Genomic DNA, 17,884 nt, shown 5'->3' with positions numbered 1-17,884 from the left:
AATATGGACTTTATACATTTTATTATTGATTTCATTCTGCATATTGATGTTCACCTGGCGGAGCTGGTCGCGCAGTACGGCGTCTGGGTCTATGCCATCCTTTTCCTGATCCTCTTTTGTGAAACGGGTCTGGTGGTCACGCCGTTTTTACCTGGCGATTCGCTGCTGTTTGTGGCCGGGGCGCTCTCCGCGCTGCCGACTAACGATCTGAACGTGCACCTGATGGTGGCGCTGATGGTGGTTGCGGCGGTTGTCGGCGATGCGGTGAACTACACCATCGGGCGACTGTTTGGTGAAAAATTATTCAGCAACCCGCAGTCAAAAATTTTCCGTCGCAGCTATTTAGAGAAGACCCACGAGTTTTACGAACGCCACGGCGGAAAAACCATTATTCTCGCCCGTTTTGTGCCGATCGTTCGTACCTTTGCCCCCTTTGTTGCGGGAATGGGGCATATGTCCTATCGTCATTTTGCCGCTTATAACGTCATCGGCGCGCTGCTGTGGGTGCTGCTCTTTACCTACGCAGGCTATCTCTTCGGCGATCTTCCTATCGTCCAGGAAAACCTTAAGTTACTGATTGTGGCGATTATTGTCCTGTCAGTGCTGCCGGGCGTGGTGGAAGTGATTCGCCACAGACGCGCGGCGGCAAAAAACGCGAAGTAAACGTACGCCAGCGGTTCGACCACTTTTTTATCCAAAGTTTCGGGCTGTTATGTTTTAATGTGTAACATTCATGGTCTGTGAGGGGCAAAAATGGCATTATGCGCCCCTTACAGCAAAACTGGTACTAAACCAGGTTCAGGCAGAAAGGTTATCAATGAGCTGGATTGAACGAATTAAAAGCAATATAACCCCCACCCGTAAGGCGAGTATTCCTGAAGGGGTGTGGACCAAGTGTGACAGCTGCGGCCAGGTCCTGTACCGTGCCGAGCTGGAACGTAATCTTGAGGTCTGCCCGAAGTGCGACCATCACATGCGTATGTCGGCGCGTAATCGCCTGCATAGCCTGCTGGATGAAGGTTCTCTGGTAGAGCTGGGTAGCGAGCTTGAGCCGAAAGATGTGCTGAAGTTCCGCGACTCCAAGAAGTATAAGGATCGTCTCGCCTCCGCGCAGAAAGAGACCGGTGAGAAAGATGCGCTGGTGGTGATGAAAGGCACCCTGCACACGATGCCGGTTGTGGCGGCGGCGTTTGAGTTCTCCTTTATGGGCGGCTCAATGGGCTCCGTCGTGGGCGCGCGCTTTATTCGTGCCGTAGAGCAGGCGCTGGAGGACAACTGTCCGCTGATCTGCTTCTCCGCCTCCGGCGGTGCGCGTATGCAGGAAGCGCTGATGTCGCTGATGCAGATGGCGAAAACCTCCGCGGCGCTGGCGAAGATGCAGGAGCGCGGCTTGCCGTATATCTCCGTGCTGACCGATCCGACAATGGGCGGCGTCTCCGCGAGTTTTGCGATGCTGGGCGACCTGAATATCGCCGAGCCGAAAGCGCTGATCGGCTTTGCCGGCCCGCGTGTTATCGAGCAGACCGTTCGTGAAAAACTGCCGCCGGGCTTCCAGCGCAGTGAGTTCCTGATTGAAAAAGGGGCGATTGATATGATCGTCCGCCGCCCGGAAATGCGCCTCAAGCTGGCGAGCATCCTGGCGAAGCTGATGAATCAGCCCGCGCCGAGACCCGACGCGCCGCGCGAAAGCGTGGTAGTGCCGGATCAGGAACCCGAGGCCTGATAACTGAAAAGGGCAGGGCCAGACGGCGCTGCCCTTTTGTTTTATAACTGTCACTGATAAGCGCCTGTCATGGAAAATAACCGCACTCCCCAAGCCACGTCGCCCCTGGCCACGTGGCTTTCCTATCTGGAAAACCTGCACAGTAAAACCATTGATATGGGACTTGAGCGCGTAAGCAACGTCGCGGCGCGCCTCGATGTGCTCAGGCCTGCTCCGTTTGTCTTTACGGTGGCGGGGACTAACGGTAAAGGCACTACCTGCCGCACTTTGGAAGCGATGCTGATGGCGGCGGGGTTTAGGGTAGGGGTCTACAGCTCTCCCCATCTGGTGCGTTATACGGAGCGCGTCCGCGTGCAGAACAGTGAGCTGCCGGAGTCGGCACACACGGCTTCGTTTGCTGAAATCGAGGCGGCACGCGGGGAGATCTCCCTGACCTATTTCGAGTACGGGACGCTCTCCGCGCTGTGGCTCTTTAAGCAGGCGCAGCTGGATGTGGTGATCCTGGAGGTGGGTCTGGGAGGACGTCTGGACGCCACGAATATTGTGGATGCCGACGTGGCGGTAGTGACCAGCATCGCGCTGGATCATATTGACTGGCTGGGCCCGGACCGTGAAAGCATTGGCCGCGAGAAGGCGGGTATCTTTCGTGCCAGCCGGCCCGCAGTGGTCGGCGAGCCCGATATGCCGCATACCATCGCCGATGTCGCCCGGGAGAAGGGCGCCTTGTTGCTTCGTCGCGGCGCGGAGTGGCGCTATACGATCAACGAGCAGGAGTGGTCCTTTAGCGACGCGCAGGGGACGCTGGATAACCTGCCGCTGCCGCAGGTGCCCCAGCCTAACGCGGCCACCGCGCTGGCGGCGTTGCGCGCAAGCGGACTGGCGGTGAGCGAGCAGGCGATACGCGACGGTATCCAGAACGCCATTTTGCCGGGACGCTTTCAGATCGTCAGCGAATCGCCGCGTCTGATCCTGGATGTGGCGCATAACCCCCATGCTGCGGCCTATCTCGCAGAAAGGGTAAATTCGTTACCAAAAACCGGGTGCGTGCTGGCGGTTATCGGTATGCTGCACGATAAAGATATTGGCGGTACGCTGGCCTGCATGGAGCGTGTTGTCGATTGCTGGTATTGTGCTCCTCTGGAGGGGCCGCGCGGCGCTTCAGCCGAACAGCTCATGGAGCATCTCGGGAAAGGTGACGTTTATGCCAGCGTAGCGCAGGCATGGCGCGCCGCAATGGCCGATGCGAAACCAGAAGATACCGTGCTGGTGTGTGGTTCGTTCCACACGGTGGCACACGTCATGGAAGCGATGGACGCGGGGAGAACCGGTGGCAAGTAAGTTTCAGAACCGTTTAGCAGGAACCATTGTGCTGGTCGCGCTGGGGGTGATTATTCTCCCCGGCTTGCTCGACGGGCAAAAAAAGCATTATCAGGATGAGTTTGCGGCGATCCCGCTGGTGCCGAAACCGGGCGATCGCGACGAGCCGGACATGTTGCCTGCGGCAACCCAGGCGCTACCGGCCCAGCCGCCGGAAGGCGCGGCGGAAGAGGTGCGCGCCGGAGATGCGGCTGCGCCCTCGCTTGATCCTTCTCGTCTGGCGGTCGCCGCCAACACGATCGATCCCGTTCCGGTGCCGGTGGAGCAGCCCAAAGTGGTGGAAAAACCTAAACCGGTAGAGAAACCGCAGCCGAAACCGCAGCGTGATAAAGCCGAACAGCTCGCCGCCGCGGCCGAAGAGGCGCCGGCGGAGAAACCGGCTCCGACGGGCAAAGCCTGGGTAGTGCAGCTTGGCGCGCTGAAGAATGCCGACAAAGTGAATGAGATTGTCGGCAAGCTGCGGGGCGCAGGCTATCGGGTTTATACATCGCCTTCGACGCCGGTGCAGGGTAAAATTACCCGCATTCTCGTTGGCCCTGACGCATCGAAAGATAAGATGAAGGGTTCGCTCGGGGAGTTAAAGCAGCTCTCTGGTCTGAGCGGGGTGGTGATGAATTACAGCGTGAACTAAGGTTTGTTTTTCCCCTCACCCCGGCCCTCTCCCCACAGGGGAGAGGGGGGCAGGCTCCTGGCCTCGATGGAATGGGGGAGAGAGTGATAAAGGTTCGTGTTTTCTTCTCCCCCTGGAGGAGCTTGCCCCAACGAGGCACGGGCCCGGGCACGCGGTCGGACTGTCCCCTCTCCCCTGTGGGGAGAGGGTTAGGATGAGGGGCCGCCAGGCCTCCAGAGAGAGGCGAAAAGCCCGTGGCGTTGAGCATTTTTTCAACGCCTTTTTTATTTAGGCGTGGCATGGAAATCGCTACGCAAACGTTTTCTTTTTCTGTTAGAATGCGCCCCGTACCGGAAGACAGGGCGTTTAATCGTAGGACATATATGGTCTGGATTGATTACGCCATTATCGCGGTGATTGGATTTTCCTGTCTGGTTAGCCTGATCCGCGGCTTTGTACGTGAAGCTTTATCGCTGGTGACCTGGGGTTGTGCTTTCTTTGTCGCCAGTCATTACTACACTTACCTGTCTGTCTGGTTCACGGGCTTTAATGATGAACTGGTCCGAAACGGAATCGCCATCGCGCTGCTGTTTATCGCAACGCTGATTGTGGGCGCTGTTGTTAACTTCGTGATAGGCCAGCTGGTGGAAAAAACCGGCCTGTCAGGAACGGACAGGGTGCTTGGCATCTGTTTTGGCGCGCTGCGGGGCGCGTTGATTGTCGCCGCGATCCTCTTCTTTCTTGATACCTTCACCGGGATGTCAAAAAGCGAGGACTGGCAGAAGTCGCAGCTTATTCCGCATTTCAGCATCATCATCAGATGGTTTTTTGACTATCTGCAAAGCTCGTCGAGTTTCTTGCCCAGAACCTGACCGGTTCTGAGATGTAGCTTAGAGTTTGGTTCATTAGGCGGGTTTACGCGCCATTTTGAACCGGGGACGCGTGGATTTGCCTGGCACTGACACGCTCTCCCTGTTCAGAGTGGCTGCGCCAATAATGCCTAATAAACCAAACTCTTAACGAGGAAAGATGAATGTGCGGTATTGTCGGTATCGCCGGTGTTATGCCGGTAAACCAGTCGATTTATGACGCGTTAACGGTGCTTCAGCACCGCGGACAGGATGCAGCGGGTATCATCACCATTGATGCAAACAACTGCTTTCGTTTACGTAAGGCCAACGGTCTGGTGAACGACGTGTTTGAAGCCCGTCACATGCAGCGTCTGCAGGGTAATATGGGAATTGGTCACGTTCGCTATCCGACTGCTGGTAGCTCCAGCGCTTCAGAAGCCCAGCCTTTTTACGTTAACTCGCCGTATGGCATTACCCTGGCCCACAACGGCAACCTGACTAACGCCCATGAGCTGCGTAAAAAGCTGTTCGAAGAGAAACGTCGTCACATCAACACCACCTCAGATTCTGAAATCCTGCTGAATATTTTCGCCAGCGAGCTGGATAACTTCCGCCACTATCCGCTGGAAGCTGACAATATCTTTGCCGCCATTGCTGCTACTAACCGCCTGATCCGCGGCGCGTACGCCTGCGTGGCGATGATTATCGGCCACGGCATGGTCGCTTTCCGCGATCCGAACGGCATTCGTCCGCTGGTATTAGGCAAGCGCGATATCGGGGATGGCCGTACCGAATATATGGTCGCTTCCGAGAGCGTGGCGCTGGACACCCTGGGCTTTGAGTTCCTGCGTGACGTGGCGCCGGGCGAAGCGGTTTATATTACCGAGAAAGGGCAGCTCTTCACCCGCCAGTGCGCGGAAAACCCGGTCAGCAACCCGTGCCTCTTCGAATATGTCTATTTTGCCCGTCCAGACTCGTTTATCGACAAGATCTCCGTCTACAGCGCCCGTGTGAATATGGGGACTAAGCTGGGAGAGAAAATCGCCCGCGAATGGGACGATCTCGATATCGACGTGGTCATCCCGATCCCGGAAACCTCCTGTGATATCGCGCTGGAGATCGCCCGTATCCTTGATAAGCCGTACCGTCAGGGCTTTGTGAAAAACCGCTACGTGGGCCGCACCTTTATCATGCCGGGCCAGCAGCTGCGCCGTAAGTCGGTGCGCCGCAAGCTCAACGCTAACCGCGCCGAGTTCCGCGACAAAAACGTGCTGCTGGTGGATGACTCCATCGTGCGCGGCACCACCTCAGAGCAGATTATCGAGATGGCGCGCGAAGCGGGTGCGAAAAAGGTTTACCTCGCCTCAGCGGCGCCGGAAATTCGCTTCCCGAACGTTTATGGTATCGACATGCCTACCGCCAACGAGCTGATTGCTCACGGGCGTGAAGTGGATGAGATCCGCCAGATCATCGGCGCTGATGGTCTGATTTTCCAGGACCTCAACGATCTGATTGAGGCGGTACGGGCCGAGAACCCGGATATTCAGCAGTTTGAATGTTCGGTCTTTAACGGTATCTACGTGACCAAAGATGTCGATCAAGGCTATCTGGACTATCTGGACTCGCTGCGCAACGACGATGCAAAAGCGGTACAACTACAAAACGACCTCGAAAGCTTAGAGATGCACAACGAGGGCTAAGCCTGCGCAGGCGAGGGGGCGCCCCTCGCTTGCAACTTCCCGCCAAATCCTGCACAGTCAGCCCTTAAGCGATAAAGGGTAGAAGCATGAAACGACTCATTACAGGGATTTCCGGCGCCAGCGGCGCGATTTATGGCGTGCGTCTGTTGCAGATATTGCGCGACGTCCCGGATGTGGAAACGCATCTGGTGATGAGCCAGGCTGCGCGGCAGACCCTCTCCCTTGAAACCGACTTTTCCCTGCGGGACGTGCAGGCGCTGGCTGATGTGGTCCATGACGCCCGCGATATCGCCGCCAGCATCTCCTCCGGCTCCTTTAAAACCGCAGGCATGGTGATCTTACCCTGCTCAATCAAAACCCTCTCCGGCATCGTGAACAGCTATACCGACACGCTGGTAACCCGTGCCGCCGATGTGGTGCTGAAAGAGCGACGTCCGCTGGTGCTCTGCGTACGGGAGACGCCGCTGCACCTGGGGCATCTGCGGCTGATGACCCAGGCCGCGGAGCTGGGCGCGGTGATTATGCCGCCGGTGCCTGCGTTCTATCATCGCCCGCAGACGATCGATGAGATCGTTAATCAGACGGTGAACCGGGTGCTCGATCAGTTTGATATCGAACTGCCGGACGATCTTTTTACCCGCTGGCAAGGCGTCTGAGCCCTGTGCAACAGCATGAAACGCGAATTTGCCCTGTTTCAGGGCAATTCTGCAACCGCGATCATATCCTCAACATTTAATCTCTTTTTTCCCTGTTTCCTTCTGCGGTTCGTCTGGCGGACCTGCTATCTTTCACCCTTAAGGCGTTATCGCAACGTTTTATTAACATATTTAACGTCGATTTTTTGAGCAGACGATAATGTGGCATAAGACCTGCAAGAAAAGCCTGCAACACAACACAACAGATAAAAATATTGAGGGTAAATGAATGAAAAAGACGGTTCTTGCTCTGTCTTTGCTGGTGGGATTAAGCGCAGCGGCAGGCAGCTATGCGGCGTTGCCGCAGACGGTGCGCATTGGCACAGACGCCACCTATGCACCGTTCTCATCTAAAAATGCCAAAGGCGATTTTGTCGGATTTGATATCGATCTGGGCAATGAGATGTGCAAACGCATGCAGGCGAAATGCACCTGGGTGGGCAGCGACTTTGACGCCTTAATTCCCTCGCTGAAGGCCAAAAAAATCGACGCGATTATCTCCTCGCTCTCTATTACCGAAAAACGCCAGCAGGAGATCGCCTTCTCTGACAAGCTCTACGCCGCCGATTCCCGTCTGATCGCCGCGAAAGGCTCGCCGATTCAGCCGACTATTGAGTCGCTGAAAGGCAAGCATGTGGGTGTACTGCAGGGGTCGACGCAGGAGGGTTATGCCAACGCCAACTGGCGTGAAAAAGGGGTTGATGTCGTCGCTTACCAGAACCAGGATCTGATTTACTCCGACCTTTCCGCCGGGCGTCTGGACGCAGCTTTCCAGGATGAAGTGGCCGCGAGCGAAGGTTTCCTGAAGCAGCCGGCAGGTAAAGAGTTTGCGTTTGCCGGCCCGTCAGTGAAGGATAAAAAATACTTTGGCGATGGTACCGGCATTGGCCTGCGTAAGGATGATGCTGAGCTGAAGGCTGCCTTTGACAAGGCGTTCGCTGAACTGCGTAAAGATGGCACCTACGACAAAATGGCGAAGAAATATTTCGACTTCAACGTCTACGGCGATTAATCATCCGACAGGGGAGCGGTAATGCTCCCCGCGGCGGTGCATGACGGGCTTTGTTGCTCTATTTTGGTGCAGTTGATGCACCTTGTTGGGGCAATTCATGCATAATTAAGCATTCCGTGTGCAATAATTACCGCTTTATGACCATTAGTTTTTGCCTTAAAGCAGGGATTAATGGCACATTAAGCAGACCCCGTCGTCGTGAAAATCCCGTATAAGACAGTTTGTTGAGGACAGATATGAAAAAACTGGTGTTGTCTCTTTCTCTGGCGCTGGCCTTTTCCAGCGCTACCGCGGCTTTTGCAGCAATTCCGCAGAAAATTCGTATCGGTACCGATCCGACTTATGCTCCGTTTGAATCCAAAAATGCCCAGGGCGAACTGGTCGGTTTCGACATCGATCTGGCTAATGAGTTATGTAAACGCATCCAGGCACAATGTACCTACGTTGAAAACCCGCTGGACGCGCTGATCCCCTCGCTGAAAGCGAAGAAAATCGACGTCATCATGTCTTCTCTCTCCATCACCGAAAAACGCCAGCAGGAAATCGCCTTTACCGACAAGCTCTACGCGGCGGACTCCCGCCTGGTGGTGGCGAAATCTTCTGATATCCAGCCGACCGTCGACTCCCTGAAAGGTAAGCGCGTCGGCGTCCTGCAGGGCACCACGCAGGAAACCTACGGCAATGAACACTGGGCGCCAAAAGGGATCGAGATTGTCTCTTACCAGGGCCAGGAAAATATCTACGCTGACCTGACCGCAGGCCGTATCGACGCCGCGTTCCAGGATGAAGTGGCGGCGAGCGAAGGTTTTCTGAAGCAGCCAGCAGGCAAGGACTATAAGTTCGGCGGTCCTTCCATCAAAGATGAAAAACTGTTTGGCGTCGGCACCGGCATGGGGCTGCGCAAAGAGGATAATGAACTGCGCGAAGCGCTGAACAAGGCGTTTGCCGGGATGCGCGCGGACGGCACTTACGAAAAACTGGCAAAAAAATATTTTGATTTCGATGTCTACGGCGGCTGATTGCCCCGCTAAATAATTCTCCCCTCCTGCGGGAGGGGAAAAGAGACGGGTTACCACACACGACAGGGCAGGCAGTATGCTGTACGGATTTTCTGGCGTAATTTTACAGGGCGCGCTTGTCACCCTGGAGCTGGCGTTAAGCTCCGTGGTGCTGGCGGTTCTGATAGGCCTGGCGGGCGCGGGGGCCAAACTCTCCGGCAACCGACCCCTGGCGCTGATATTTGAAGGTTATACCACCCTGATTCGCGGCGTACCGGACCTGGTCCTGATGCTGCTGATCTTCTACGGGCTGCAAATCGCCCTTAACGGCGTCACCGATGGGCTGGGGATGGATCAAATCGATATCGACCCGATGGTGGCCGGTATCATCACCCTCGGCTTTATCTACGGCGCTTACTTCACCGAAACCTTCCGTGGCGCCTATATGGCCGTCCCGAAGGGCCATATTGAGGCGGCAACCGCGTTCGGCTTCACCTCGTCGCAAACCTTCCGCCGGATTATGTTCCCGGCCATGATGCGCTTTGCGCTGCCGGGCATCGGCAATAACTGGCAGGTGATCCTGAAGGCCACCGCGCTGGTCTCCCTGCTGGGGCTGGAAGATGTGGTAAAAGCAACGCAGCTGGCGGGGAAAAGCACCTGGGAGCCGTTCTATTTTGCGGTCGTTTGCGGAGCTATCTATCTGGTCTTTACCACCGTATCGAACGGCGTTCTGCTGCTGCTGGAACGGCGCTACTCCGTAGGCGTGAAGAGGGCCGATCTGTGATTGAAATTATTCAGGAGTACTGGAAAGCGCTGCTCTGGACCGACGGCTATCGCTTTACCGGGGTGGCGATAACGCTATGGCTGCTCATCGCCTCGGTGGTGATGGGCGGTATTCTGGCTATCTTTCTTGCTATCGGGCGGGTATCGAATAATAAGTTTATCCGGTTTCCCATCTGGCTCTTTACTTACGTCTTTCGCGGTACACCGCTCTATGTCCAGCTGCTGGTCTTTTACTCCGGCATGTACACGCTGGAGATTGTGAAAGGCACCGAGCTGCTCAACGCTTTTTTCCGCAGCGGGCTCAACTGTACCGTGCTGGCGCTGACGCTGAACACCTGCGCCTATACCACCGAGATTTTCGCCGGGGCGATCCGTTCGGTGCCGCACGGAGAAATTGAAGCGGCGCGCGCCTATGGCTTCTCCTCTGTGAAGCTCTATCGCTGCATTATCCTGCCGTCGGCGCTGCGCATTGCGCTGCCCGCCTACAGCAACGAGGTAATTTTAATGCTGCACTCTACCGCGCTGGCCTTCACCGCTACCGTGCCGGATCTGCTGAAAATTGCGCGCGATATCAACTCGGCGACCTATCAACCTTTTACCGCCTTTGGGATCGCCGCGGTGCTCTATTTAATCATATCGTACGTCCTGATAAGTCTGTTCCGTAAGGCTGAGAAACGCTGGTTGCAGCATGTTAAGCCGTCGACGCACTGAGAATCTTATGGCTGAAAATAAATTAAACGTTATCGATTTGCACAAGCGCTACGGCGAACATGAGGTGCTGAAAGGGGTGTCGCTCCAGGCGAACGCGGGCGATGTGATCAGTATTATCGGCTCGTCCGGCTCCGGGAAGAGCACCTTCCTGCGCTGCATTAACTTTCTGGAGAAGCCGAGCGAAGGCTCGATAGTGGTGAGCGGGCAGACGATTGGCCTGGTACGTGACAAGGACGGGCAGCTTAAGGTGGCGGATAAAAACCAGTTACGCCTGCTGCGTACCCGCCTGACCATGGTGTTCCAGCACTTTAACCTCTGGAGCCACATGACGGTGCTGGAGAACGTGATGGAAGCGCCGGTGCAGGTGCTGGGCCTGAGCAAGCAGGAGGCGCGCGCCCGGGCGGTAAAATATCTGGCGAAGGTGGGTATCGACGAGCGCCAGCAGATGAAATATCCGGTGCATCTCTCCGGTGGCCAGCAGCAGCGTGTCTCCATAGCCCGCGCGCTGGCAATGGAGCCGGAAGTGCTGCTATTCGACGAACCCACTTCGGCGCTCGATCCTGAGCTGGTGGGGGAAGTGCTGCGCATCATGCAGCAGCTGGCCGAAGAGGGAAAAACGATGGTGGTAGTGACGCACGAAATGGGCTTTGCCCGTAACGTCTCCAGCCACGTTATCTTCCTGCATCAGGGCAAAATTGAGGAGCAGGGGCACCCGGATGAGGTACTGGGTAATCCGCAAAGTCCGCGCTTGCAGCAGTTCCTGAAAGGGTCGTTGAAGTAGTTTCCTTGCCTGGCCTGCGGCGCTGGGCCGTGTAAACGGCGCGGGTATTCAGACCGCGCCGCGCTCCAGCCGGTAGACCCAGTCGTCATAGCGCGCTCCGTTAATGTCATACGCTTTTTCGAGGATCTGCGTACGCACAAACCCCGCTTTCTCCAGGACCCGCACCGAACCGCGGTTATCCGCCAGTACATAAGCGTTAACCGCCCTGATGCCCGCTTCGCGAAACCCATAATCGCATACGGCCCGTAGCGCCTCGCTGGCGACCCCTTTCCCCTGCGCTTCGGGGATCACCGTGTAGCCAATATCGGCCTCATCCGGGTGTTGTGAACTGACATGCAGACCGATATCCCCCAACGGGGTGGTATCGCCATCGGCGCGGATCACAAAGGTGTGCGGGGTAACCAGACGCAGAGCGAAAAGGCGGCGGATCTCTTTTTCCGGGAGGATGGCCGCCATATAGCGCATGACCAGGGGATTTTTACGCAGGGCGTGAAAAAAGGGCCAGTCCGAAGGGAGAAAAGGAGTGAGCCGAAGCCGGGAAGTCTTGATGGTTGCCATAGTTACGCCATTCCGTCAGGTCTGGCGTATCATTTTAACATACCCGGCCCGGGGCGGTTACCCCACCACATCCGCCAGCGCTTCGTCCAAATCATACCAGCGGAAGCTAAAACCGGCGGCTTCCAGACGTTTTGGCAACGCGCGCTGGCCGCCGAGTACCAGCACGGCGGATTCGCCCATCATCAGGCGGATGGCGCTGGCAGGGGCGCGCATTACTGCCGGGCGGTGCACCGCGTGGCCAAGCGCATGGGCGAAACGTTCGTTACGCACCGGGTAGGGCGACACCATATTAAACGGGCCGCGCAGGTCGTTATCCAGCAGCCAGAGAATACCGTTGACCATATCATCAATATGGATCCAGGCCAGATACTGACGGCCTGTGCCAATCGGGCCGCCGAGGCCCAGTCTGAAGACCGGCACCATTTTGCCAAGGATGCCGCCGTTCGGCGCCAGTACGACGCCGGTGCGCAGCAGGCAGACGCGGGTACGGTCGCTCTGCGCTTCGCAGGCGATCTGCTCCCAGCGCGCGCAGAGTTTATGGGTAAATTCATTGTGCGGCGGCTCCTCTTCGGTCACCACCACCTCGCCCAGATCGCCATAGTAGCCGCACGCCGAGCCGGAAATGAGCACCGATGGCGGCGTTTCGCTGGCGTGAAACAGCTCCACCAGCCGCTGGGTGAGGCTCCAGCGACTGTCGCACAGCCGTTTTTTTTGCTCGTTGGTCCAGCGCTTGTCGGCGATGGGCTCCCCGGCGAGATTGATTACGGCGTCGAAGCCGTCCAGATTTTGATGGTCCGCCAGCCCTTTCCAGAAGCTGACGTTGCTGCCGAGGGTTTGGCGCGCCTTATCCAGATTGCGCGTTACTACGGTCACCTCGTGCTTAAGCTCCAGCAGACGAGGAATAAGATGGCGGCCAATAAGCCCCGTACCGCCGGTCACCAGAATCTTCATACCACCTCCAGGGTTGCGCTTAGCGTTGCCAGCGTAACGTCATGGAGACGGAGTCGGCGTAGCGTAGCGCGTGAAGTTTATCGATCTCTACTTCAGCATAGGTCACCCAGGGATGTTCGCGTGCGATATCAAGCACATCCTGCGTTAATTTTTCCAGCAGCGAGAAGCGATGCTCCTCTACGTAACGAATAATATTTTTCGTGATGGTGCGATAGTTCAGCGCATCGTTGATATCTTCGCTGGCGCGCGCCCTGTCGGCAGGGTAGTGGATCGCCACGTTGATTACGATATCCTGCCGGTTTTCAATCTCCTCGGGCTTAATGCCGATAAAAGTGCGTAAGCGTAAGTTTTTTATACGAATAATAGCGTCATGCTGTGACATTGCAGGCTTCCTCCGTTCATGGATGACGCCATGATACATGAGGAATGACGGCGCGCCCACGCAGGGGCGCGCTTAAATCTCGTGCGCTTTTTGCAGGGCGAGCTGCGTCGCCGGGCGGGTGCGGATCCGCTCATACCAGTTGTTCACCGCAGGCCATGCGGCGAGATCGACGCGCTGGCGTTCATGGGCGTTGATCCACGGCCAGCAGGCGATGTCGGCAATGCTGTAGCGATCGCCTCCGAGCCACGGGCACTTCTCCAGCCGCTTGTTCAGCACGCCGTACAGCCGCTGCGTCTCTACCTGATAGCGTTCGATCGCGTAAGGGATGGGCTGCGGCGCGTAGTGGTTAAAGTGATGATTCTGCCCAAGCATCGGTCCCAGGCCGCTTGCCTGCCAGAAGAGCCACTGTAAGGTATGGTGACGTTCGCGCAGCTCGCCGCTGAGCAACATGCCGGTTTTCTCGGCCAGATAGAGCAGGATCTCCCCGGATTCGAACAGGCTGAGCGGTCTGCCGCCGTCGGCAGGGGCATGATCGACAATCGCGGGGATTTTATTGTTTGGCGAAATGGCCAGAAAGTCGGGGCGGAACTGCTCGCCTTTGCCAATATCCACCCGGATGATGCGGTAGTCCAGCTCCGCCTCCTCAAGAAAAAGGGTGATCTTATGGCCGTTAGGGGTCGGGGCATAATAGAGGTCAATCATCTCAACTCCTGTCATCGAAAATACTTCTCCCCAACGAGTATAGGTGCTGGCGCAAAATCGTGAGTTTTCCTCAGGTGACAGAACGGGCAAGAGATTATATGTTGAGTAAAAACCGTTCAGCCAAAGAGGGATGTGATGAGCCAGCCTGCGATTACCCTGTGGTCCGATGCCAGTTATTTTTCACCTTATGTGATGAGTGTTTATGTCGCGCTCGCGGAGAAGGGGCTCTCCTTTAGCTTACAGACCGTTGACCTTGCGCGCGGCGATCATCTGCAACCCGCCTGGCGGGGATATGGTTTAACCCGTCGGGTTCCTCTGCTGGAGGTGGATGGCTTTTTATTGAGCGAATCCTCCGCCATTGATGAATATCTGGAGGAGCGGTTTGCGCCGCCGGAGTGGGAGCGGATCTACCCGCATGACCGGGAAAAACGCGCCCGCGCGCGCCAGATCCAGGCGTGGCTGCGCAGCGACCTAGGTCCGCTTCGCGAGGAGCGCTCCACGGAGGTGGTCTTTGGCGGCGTGAAAAAGCCTCCGCTTAGCAAAGCGGGGGCGGCGAGTGCGCAAAAACTGACAGAAACGGCGGGCGCGCTGCTGGCCCACGGTCAACCCAACCTGTTTGGCGAATGGTGCATCGCTGATGCGGATCTGGCCCTGATGATCAACCGGCTGGTGCTGAACGGGGACGCGGTGGCGCCGCTGCTGGCGGACTACGCCGCTTTCCAGTGGCAGCGCGCCTCAGTGCAGCGTTATGCGGCACTTTCAGCAAAGCGGGCGGCTGAATAATTTTACCGGTTCCGGTATAATTTCGCGGTCTGTTTTTTTGAGGAGTGGCTGATGAAACTCATGTTTGCATCGGATATTCATGGCTCGCTGCCCGCTGCGGAACGCGTAATTTCCCTCTTTGAGCAGAGCGGGGCGCAGTGGCTGGTGATCCTGGGCGATGTGCTGAACCATGGCCCGCGCAACCCTGTACCGCAAGGCTATGCGCCTGCGCAGGTTGCTGAAAAGCTTAATCACTACGCCGCAAAAATCATTGCCGTGCGGGGCAACTGCGACAGCGAAGTGGATCAGATGTTGCTCTCTTTTCCGATAACCGCCCCCTGGCAGCAGGTTTTGCTGGAAAGCGGCCGTCTTTTCCTCACTCACGGCCATCTCTTTAGCCCGGATAACCTGCCGCCGCTGGCGACTGGCGATGTGCTGGTTTACGGTCATACTCATATTCCGGTGGCAGAGAAACGTGATGGCCTTTGTTATTTTAATCCAGGCTCCGTCACCTTCCCGAAAGGGGGCTTTGCGCCGAGCTATGGCCTGCTGGAAGCGGATCGGCTGAGCGTTATCGCACTTAATGATCAGCAAGTTATTGCGCAGGTCAACATTAATCCGTAAGTTACACCTCACAAGTCAAACGCGCCGAGAGAGCGCTTAAACGAGAAGGGTTCCGATGGTGGAGCAGAGTCATTTGGCAGGTACCGAGTGGGTTGATATTGTCAGCGAAGACAATGAAGTGATCGCGCAGGCGAGCCGCGAGCAGATGCGGGCTCAGCGTCTGCGTCATCGCGCAACCTATATCGTTGTTCATGACGGAATGGGTAAAATTCTGGTGCAGCGTCGTACCGAAACGAAGGATTTCCTTCCGGGTATGCTGGATGCCACCGCAGGCGGCGTAGTGCAGTCTGATGAACTGCTGCTGGATTCCGCCCGCCGCGAGGCGGAAGAAGAGCTGGGCATCGCCGGTGTGCCGCTGGCGGAGCACGGCCAGTTCTACTTCGAAGATGAACACTGCCGCGTCTGGGGAAGCCTCTTTAGCTGCGTTTCCCACGGACCTTTTGCCCTCCAGGAAGAGGAGGTGAGCGAAGTAAGCTGGATGACGCCGGAAGAGATCACCGCCCGCTGCGACGAGTTTACCCCGGACTCCCTGAAGGCGCTGGCGCTGTGGATGAGCCGCAACGCCAGTAATGATTCCGCCAGAGTGGAAAAAGAGGAAGAGGCGGAGTAAGCCTCAGCAGCTATCCCGCAGACACAGGCTGGAGGCGATGGTTTTCTGATCGCTCCAGTCTCCGTCATTTAAGCGCTCCAGCAGGGCGCGACCTGCTTCTGTCCCTATCCTGCGATGCGGCACGGCCATGGTGGTCAGCGGCGGCTGGCAGACCCGGCTGACATCGCTGTCGCCAAAACCCACCACCGCCAGATCGTCAGGCACCTTGATGCGACGGCGCTGGCACTCATAAAGTACCCCGCACGCCAGCTCGTCCGAAACGCAGACCAGCGCATCCAGTTCCGGCCATGCCAGCAGAAACTCCGGTAGCTGGGATGCGCCTGTTGAGAAAGTGGGAGGGAGCGCGGCGTTAATTACCCGGTTCGGCGACATATGGTGACGCAGCATCGCTTTATACCAGCCCTGCAGATGCTGCTGAAAAATCCACTGCTCCTGATTGGCGCAGAGCAGGCCGATGTTCTGGTAGCCGCGCTGGATCAGCAGTTCCGTCAGTTCATACATAGCCGCGACGTTATCAATACCGATGTTCATATCGATGGGATCGGCGCGCATCGCCCCCATCTCCATTACCGGTATGGAGGCGTTTTTCAGCCACTGTCGCACGGTGTCGGTATGCTCGACGGTCAACAGTATGGCGGCGGCGATATTGGAGGCCAGCAGCGTCTCCAGCAGCGTCTCTTCCTGTTCCGGACGATGCTGAGACTCCGCCAGCATCATCTGATAGCCGGCTGGCTGAAGGATCTGCTGCAGGCCGGCGAACATCTCAGAACAGCCATTTTCAGCAAGATTGGGAACCACCATCGCGATGGTTCGCGACGAGGCGGAAGCGAGCGCGCTGGCGGCCAGATTGGGCATATAGCCCAGCTCCTGGACCGCGGCTTCAATTTTCTCACGGAGTTTATCAGAGACCTGCTCCGGCGTGCGTAAAGCACGCGACACCGTCATGGTACCGACTCCGGCAAGCTGAGCGACATCGGCGAGTGTCACTTTACCGGTACTGCGCCGTTTACGGGTTAAAGACATACCAGTTCCTGAAACGCGTTTTCTTTTTCATCATTTGTTACACGTGGTGTGGAGTATACCCTCTAAATCCCTTTTTTTGCTGTGATTTACCCGGATGATTACGATTTGATAGCGCTATCACAAATTTGAATGTTACCGTCTGGTAGCGCTATCTTTGTGATCATGATCCCAGCTATCCTCCATTCTGTTGCATAGAGTTTGTTCATTGTTAACCGCCAGGAGGGAAAATCGTGCTGAAGAACTGGCTCACTGATGCCACCATCGCGCTGGAAGAGAGCATGGAAAGCTGGCCGCAGGCGCTGGAGCGTTGCGCAGGGCCGCTGCTGGAAAGCAACGTTATCGGGCCGGAGTATGTAACGGCCATCGTTGAACAGCATCATCGCCTGGGCCCGTACTATGTACTGGCGCCGGGGCTGGCAATGCCGCATGCGCGCCCGGAAGAGGGGGCCAAAGGATTAGGACTTTCGCTGCTGAAATTAAAAGAGGGCGTCTCCTTTGGGTCGCCTGAATTTGACCCGGTGGATGTGATTATTATGCTGGCGGCCCCGGATAAACATAGCCATATCGGGATGATCTCCGCGCTGGCGGAACTCTTTTCCAGCGATGAAGAGATGGAAAAATTACATGAGGCGAAGACGCTTGAGGAGATAAAAGCCATTATCGAACGCTTCTGATTTTATTTGTTGTTCCGGTTACCTGCACATTACGCAATCGCGTGATGGGGTTTTACTCTACTCAAAATAAGGGCATCACAATGAAAATTATGGCAATTTGCGGTTCCGGCCTGGGCAGTAGTTTTATGGTCGAGATGAATATTAAAAAAGTGCTTAAGAAATTAAATATTGAGGCGGAAGTAGAACATTCCGATCTCTCCTCTGCCACGCCGGGAGCCGCCGATCTCTTTGTGATGGCGAAGGATATTGCCGCCAGCGCCAGCGTGCCGGAAAACCAGCTGGTGGTGATCAGCAATATTATCGACATCAACGAACTGGAAGCGCAGCTGAGCGCCTGGTTCTCCAGACAATAATTTT

At 56.5% G+C, this 17,884-nt stretch carries 22 protein-coding genes; 17 read left to right on the top strand and 5 right to left on the bottom strand.

Annotated elements, in window-relative coordinates; translation table 11 throughout:
- Window positions 1–3: 3 nt before the first annotated feature.
- From BN3796_RS18695 to hisP, 12 genes are all read left to right on the top strand, one after another.
- Entirely contained in the window at window positions 4–663 is a 660-nt protein-coding gene (locus BN3796_RS18695) for a DedA family protein (protein WP_061709852.1), read from the top strand.
- A 154-nt stretch (window positions 664–817) separates the two neighbouring features.
- A complete protein-coding gene (accD, locus tag BN3796_RS18690; RefSeq protein ID WP_061709851.1) occupies window positions 818–1,723 on the top strand; it encodes an acetyl-CoA carboxylase, carboxyltransferase subunit beta in 906 nt (301 codons plus the stop codon).
- A gap of 69 nt (window positions 1,724–1,792) precedes the next feature.
- On the top strand, window positions 1,793–3,061 hold the full coding sequence (gene folC, locus BN3796_RS18685; protein WP_061709850.1) for a bifunctional tetrahydrofolate synthase/dihydrofolate synthase: 1,269 nt from the start codon (window positions 1,793–1,795) through the stop codon (window positions 3,059–3,061).
- On the top strand, window positions 3,051–3,731 hold the full coding sequence (dedD, locus tag BN3796_RS18680) for a cell division protein DedD (RefSeq protein ID WP_061709849.1): 681 nt from the start codon (window positions 3,051–3,053) through the stop codon (window positions 3,729–3,731). Before folC ends, dedD begins: the two co-directional genes overlap by 11 nt.
- A 362-nt stretch (window positions 3,732–4,093) precedes the next feature.
- Window positions 4,094–4,582: a colicin V production protein gene (gene cvpA, locus BN3796_RS18675; RefSeq protein WP_061709848.1), complete on the top strand. Its 489-nt coding sequence runs from the start codon at window positions 4,094–4,096 to the stop codon at window positions 4,580–4,582.
- Window positions 4,583–4,743: 161 nt separating this feature from the next.
- Window positions 4,744–6,261 carry an amidophosphoribosyltransferase gene (gene purF, locus BN3796_RS18670; RefSeq protein ID WP_061709847.1) on the top strand — a complete coding sequence of 506 codons (1,518 nt, stop codon included), beginning with the start codon at window positions 4,744–4,746 and terminating at the stop codon, window positions 6,259–6,261.
- Between the two features lie 86 nt (window positions 6,262–6,347).
- Window positions 6,348–6,917, top strand: a complete 570-nt coding sequence (locus BN3796_RS18665) for a UbiX family flavin prenyltransferase (RefSeq protein ID WP_061709846.1) — start codon at window positions 6,348–6,350, stop codon at window positions 6,915–6,917.
- A gap of 268 nt (window positions 6,918–7,185) precedes the next feature.
- Window positions 7,186–7,968 (top strand): lysine/arginine/ornithine ABC transporter substrate-binding protein ArgT, encoded by a 783-nt coding sequence (gene argT, locus BN3796_RS18660; protein ID WP_061709845.1) that lies wholly within the window; start codon window positions 7,186–7,188, stop codon window positions 7,966–7,968.
- A gap of 236 nt (window positions 7,969–8,204) precedes the next feature.
- The gene (gene hisJ / locus BN3796_RS18655) at window positions 8,205–8,987 is read left to right on the top strand and encodes a histidine ABC transporter substrate-binding protein HisJ (RefSeq protein ID WP_061709844.1); all 783 of its coding nucleotides are present in this window, start codon (window positions 8,205–8,207) and stop codon (window positions 8,985–8,987) included.
- Between the two features lie 76 nt (window positions 8,988–9,063).
- Entirely contained in the window at window positions 9,064–9,750 is a 687-nt protein-coding gene (locus tag BN3796_RS18650; RefSeq protein ID WP_061709843.1) for a histidine ABC transporter permease HisQ, read from the top strand.
- On the top strand, window positions 9,747–10,460 hold the full coding sequence (locus tag BN3796_RS18645) for an ABC transporter permease (RefSeq protein ID WP_061709842.1): 714 nt from the start codon (window positions 9,747–9,749) through the stop codon (window positions 10,458–10,460). Before BN3796_RS18650 ends, BN3796_RS18645 begins: the two co-directional genes overlap by 4 nt.
- 7 nt (window positions 10,461–10,467) lie before the next feature.
- Window positions 10,468–11,241, top strand: a complete 774-nt coding sequence (gene hisP / locus BN3796_RS18640) for a histidine ABC transporter ATP-binding protein HisP (protein WP_061709841.1) — start codon at window positions 10,468–10,470, stop codon at window positions 11,239–11,241.
- 48 nt (window positions 11,242–11,289) lie between these two features.
- Here the strand turns inward: hisP and BN3796_RS18635 are convergent, their stop codons facing one another.
- From BN3796_RS18635 to yfcG, 4 genes are all read right to left on the bottom strand, one after another.
- Window positions 11,290–11,799, bottom strand: coding sequence for a GNAT family N-acetyltransferase (locus BN3796_RS18635; RefSeq protein ID WP_061709840.1), 510 nt, complete (start codon window positions 11,797–11,799; stop codon window positions 11,290–11,292).
- Window positions 11,800–11,856: 57 nt separating this feature from the next.
- Entirely contained in the window at window positions 11,857–12,750 is an 894-nt protein-coding gene (locus BN3796_RS18630; RefSeq protein WP_061709839.1) for a TIGR01777 family oxidoreductase, read from the bottom strand.
- A gap of 19 nt (window positions 12,751–12,769) precedes the next feature.
- Window positions 12,770–13,132 (bottom strand): dihydroneopterin triphosphate 2'-epimerase, encoded by a 363-nt coding sequence (gene folX, locus BN3796_RS18625; RefSeq protein WP_061709838.1) that lies wholly within the window; start codon window positions 13,130–13,132, stop codon window positions 12,770–12,772.
- Window positions 13,133–13,204: 72 nt separating this feature from the next.
- Window positions 13,205–13,834: a GSH-dependent disulfide bond oxidoreductase gene (gene yfcG / locus BN3796_RS18620; protein WP_061709837.1), complete on the bottom strand. Its 630-nt coding sequence runs from the start codon at window positions 13,832–13,834 to the stop codon at window positions 13,205–13,207.
- A 135-nt stretch (window positions 13,835–13,969) separates the two neighbouring features.
- On the opposite strand from yfcG, the gene yfcF reads away from it, so the two are divergent.
- The 3 genes from yfcF to yfcD are packed head-to-tail and all read left to right on the top strand — an operon-like array spanning window position 13,970 to window position 15,830.
- On the top strand, window positions 13,970–14,617 hold the full coding sequence (gene yfcF, locus BN3796_RS18615) for a glutathione transferase (protein WP_061709836.1): 648 nt from the start codon (window positions 13,970–13,972) through the stop codon (window positions 14,615–14,617).
- 48 nt (window positions 14,618–14,665) lie between these two features.
- Window positions 14,666–15,220, top strand: coding sequence for a phosphodiesterase (yfcE, locus tag BN3796_RS18610; protein WP_162267591.1), 555 nt, complete (start codon window positions 14,666–14,668; stop codon window positions 15,218–15,220).
- 55 nt (window positions 15,221–15,275) lie between these two features.
- The gene (yfcD, locus tag BN3796_RS18605; RefSeq protein WP_061709834.1) at window positions 15,276–15,830 is read left to right on the top strand and encodes an NUDIX hydrolase YfcD; all 555 of its coding nucleotides are present in this window, start codon (window positions 15,276–15,278) and stop codon (window positions 15,828–15,830) included.
- Window positions 15,831–15,833: 3 nt separating this feature from the next.
- Here yfcD and BN3796_RS18600 read toward each other — a convergent pair whose 3' ends face one another.
- Window positions 15,834–16,853, bottom strand: coding sequence for a LacI family DNA-binding transcriptional regulator (locus BN3796_RS18600; protein WP_061709833.1), 1,020 nt, complete (start codon window positions 16,851–16,853; stop codon window positions 15,834–15,836).
- 230 nt (window positions 16,854–17,083) lie between these two features.
- Here BN3796_RS18600 and BN3796_RS18595 point away from each other — a divergent pair, with 230 nt between their 5' ends.
- Together BN3796_RS18595 and BN3796_RS18590 are read left to right on the top strand one after the other, a co-directional pair.
- Window positions 17,084–17,527 (top strand): PTS sugar transporter subunit IIA, encoded by a 444-nt coding sequence (locus tag BN3796_RS18595; RefSeq protein WP_061709832.1) that lies wholly within the window; start codon window positions 17,084–17,086, stop codon window positions 17,525–17,527.
- 80 nt (window positions 17,528–17,607) lie between these two features.
- Window positions 17,608–17,880, top strand: coding sequence for a PTS sugar transporter subunit IIB (locus tag BN3796_RS18590; RefSeq protein ID WP_061709831.1), 273 nt, complete (start codon window positions 17,608–17,610; stop codon window positions 17,878–17,880).
- Window positions 17,881–17,884: the final 4 nt, after the last annotated feature.

This window comes from Pseudenterobacter timonensis, from assembly GCF_900021175.1.
Classification (GTDB): Bacteria; Pseudomonadota; Gammaproteobacteria; order Enterobacterales; family Enterobacteriaceae; genus Enterobacter; species Enterobacter timonensis.
Note: the sequence above shows the minus strand (reverse complement) of the source record. Positions and strands in the feature narration are given on the sequence as shown.

Coding starts and splice junctions, on each gene's coding strand:
- BN3796_RS18695 (WP_061709852.1), top strand. CDS start 4: ATGGACTTTATACATTTTATTATTGATTTCATTCTGCATATTGATGTT.
- accD (WP_061709851.1), top strand. CDS start 818: ATGAGCTGGATTGAACGAATTAAAAGCAATATAACCCCCACCCGTAAG.
- folC (WP_061709850.1), top strand. CDS start 1,793: ATGGAAAATAACCGCACTCCCCAAGCCACGTCGCCCCTGGCCACGTGG.
- cvpA (WP_061709848.1), top strand. CDS start 4,094: ATGGTCTGGATTGATTACGCCATTATCGCGGTGATTGGATTTTCCTGT.
- purF (WP_061709847.1), top strand. CDS start 4,744: ATGTGCGGTATTGTCGGTATCGCCGGTGTTATGCCGGTAAACCAGTCG.
- BN3796_RS18665 (WP_061709846.1), top strand. CDS start 6,348: ATGAAACGACTCATTACAGGGATTTCCGGCGCCAGCGGCGCGATTTAT.
- argT (WP_061709845.1), top strand. CDS start 7,186: ATGAAAAAGACGGTTCTTGCTCTGTCTTTGCTGGTGGGATTAAGCGCA.
- hisJ (WP_061709844.1), top strand. CDS start 8,205: ATGAAAAAACTGGTGTTGTCTCTTTCTCTGGCGCTGGCCTTTTCCAGC.
- BN3796_RS18650 (WP_061709843.1), top strand. CDS start 9,064: ATGCTGTACGGATTTTCTGGCGTAATTTTACAGGGCGCGCTTGTCACC.
- hisP (WP_061709841.1), top strand. CDS start 10,468: ATGGCTGAAAATAAATTAAACGTTATCGATTTGCACAAGCGCTACGGC.
- BN3796_RS18635 (WP_061709840.1), bottom strand. CDS start 11,799: ATGGCAACCATCAAGACTTCCCGGCTTCGGCTCACTCCTTTTCTCCCT.
- BN3796_RS18630 (WP_061709839.1), bottom strand. CDS start 12,750: ATGAAGATTCTGGTGACCGGCGGTACGGGGCTTATTGGCCGCCATCTT.
- folX (WP_061709838.1), bottom strand. CDS start 13,132: ATGTCACAGCATGACGCTATTATTCGTATAAAAAACTTACGCTTACGC.
- yfcG (WP_061709837.1), bottom strand. CDS start 13,834: ATGATTGACCTCTATTATGCCCCGACCCCTAACGGCCATAAGATCACC.
- yfcF (WP_061709836.1), top strand. CDS start 13,970: ATGAGCCAGCCTGCGATTACCCTGTGGTCCGATGCCAGTTATTTTTCA.
- yfcD (WP_061709834.1), top strand. CDS start 15,276: ATGGTGGAGCAGAGTCATTTGGCAGGTACCGAGTGGGTTGATATTGTC.
- BN3796_RS18600 (WP_061709833.1), bottom strand. CDS start 16,853: ATGTCTTTAACCCGTAAACGGCGCAGTACCGGTAAAGTGACACTCGCC.
- BN3796_RS18590 (WP_061709831.1), top strand. CDS start 17,608: ATGAAAATTATGGCAATTTGCGGTTCCGGCCTGGGCAGTAGTTTTATG.